The organism is Methylopila musalis (genome assembly GCF_042679725.1).
In the GTDB taxonomy this organism is placed as follows: Bacteria; Pseudomonadota; Alphaproteobacteria; order Rhizobiales; family Methylopilaceae; genus Methylopila; species Methylopila musalis.
In genome coordinates this window covers 1-1427 of record NZ_JBHTMX010000348.1, presented here as the reverse complement: position 1 = coordinate 1427, position 1427 = coordinate 1, and the positions used below count along the sequence as shown (strand labels likewise).

The 1427-nt window shown below is 74.1% G+C and carries 1 protein-coding gene and 1 pseudogene; both read right to left on the bottom strand.

Annotation, left to right across the window (positions count from 1 at the left end):
• Positions 1-875 (bottom strand): trypsin-like serine peptidase (locus tag ACFQ4O_RS17525; protein WP_378777657.1); only part of this gene is annotated, 875 nt, incomplete at its 3' end.
• A 75-nt stretch (positions 876-950) separates the two neighbouring features.
• Positions 951-1427, bottom strand: a pseudogene (locus tag ACFQ4O_RS17520) (hypothetical protein); the annotation flags it as partial.

Here is a 1427-nt window from a genome sequence, read left to right as displayed (position 1 = left end):
CCGGCCGGCGCCGGGCCGGGGCGGGCGGCGCCCGAGGCGACGGCGGCCTGCAGGATGCGGCTGCGGTCGAGGATCGCGGCCATGCGGGTCGCGGTGTTGAAGCTGGTGGCGTCGGCCGGGTCGAGGCCGCCCTCCTTGTGCAGCGCCACGCCGTTCGCGCCGGCGTCGAACAGCAGCGAGCCCGAACTGCCGCCGAGCGTGTCGCAACGGTGGCGCAGCTCCGCCCCATCCGCCTGCTCCTTCGCGGCGAGGCAGCGGAACCGGCTCATCACCTTGGGGCGGCCGAGCGGATGGTGGATCACCATCAGCGACCGCGCGCCCTCGGGCGCGGCGTTCGCCAGCGCCACCGCGCCGTATTCGGCGGTCGGAGCGCCCTCCACCTTGGCCACGGCGAAGTCGAGCGCCGCGTCAAACTCCTCCGGCGCGACCGACACCTCGAACCGCTTTGCGCCCTTGCCGTCCAGCGTGAGGTAATCCATCAGCAGCGAGGCCTTCACGGGCCGCATGTCGCCGGACTGGGGCAGGCAGTGGTGGTTGGTGAGCACATAGTCGCCGGCCACCAGCTCGGCCGTGCAGGAGGCGCCGGTCTCCTGGCCGGTGCGCGCGTTTCGCATCACCACGTCGAGCCGGCCGATGGGCCGCGCCAGCGCGTAAAGCGGGTCCTTGGGGTCGAGCTCCGAGATCGGCTCGAACGCGCCGCGGTTGCCCTCGATGAAGCGGGCGGCGTCGCCTGTGCTCTGGCGTTCGGGAAGCTGGGCGCGGCCGTAATCGGCGGGGTCGAAGCCCGCCACCTGAGCATGGGCCGGCGCGTGAAACGCCGCCGCCGCCAGCAGCGCGGCGACGACCGGTCCGACTGTGCCGCGACAGGCGCCCATGCGTTTCACCCCCACGTTGGTGGTCGCCTTATAACCTGACCGCGCGCCGGGCGAGAACCTTCGCGGCGCGCGGTCTCAGGGGACCAGTTGGTGGACGAGCCGCTGAACCACGCGGCCGTCCGTGTTCGAGACGGCTTGGACCTCGTAGACGACGTTTTGCGTCACGTTGGAGCGGAGCAGATAGGTCACGCCGCCGCCGGGCTCCATGCGGGGCGCGATCGAGACCGCCGCCAGCCCGCCCGAGAGCCGGATGGAGGCGTCGGCCGCGTGGAACGACAGGCCGCAGAGCCGGCCGTCGAGCCGCGACGGCGCCGCGGCCGCCGTGGCGTCGATCGCCACCGGCCGCCGTTCCGGCTGAGCCGAGCCGAACAGCGCCTGCGCGCAGGAGCCGGCGGCCGGGGCGCGGATCTCTTCGACGGTCAGCGCCGAGACCTGAGGCGGGACGGGATCCGGCGGCGTCGGCGCGTCGCCGCCCCGGAGCGCCCAGCCGATGGCTGCGGCCGCGACCACGGCGGCGACGCCTGCGCCGACGAAAAGAGCCGTCCCGCGACG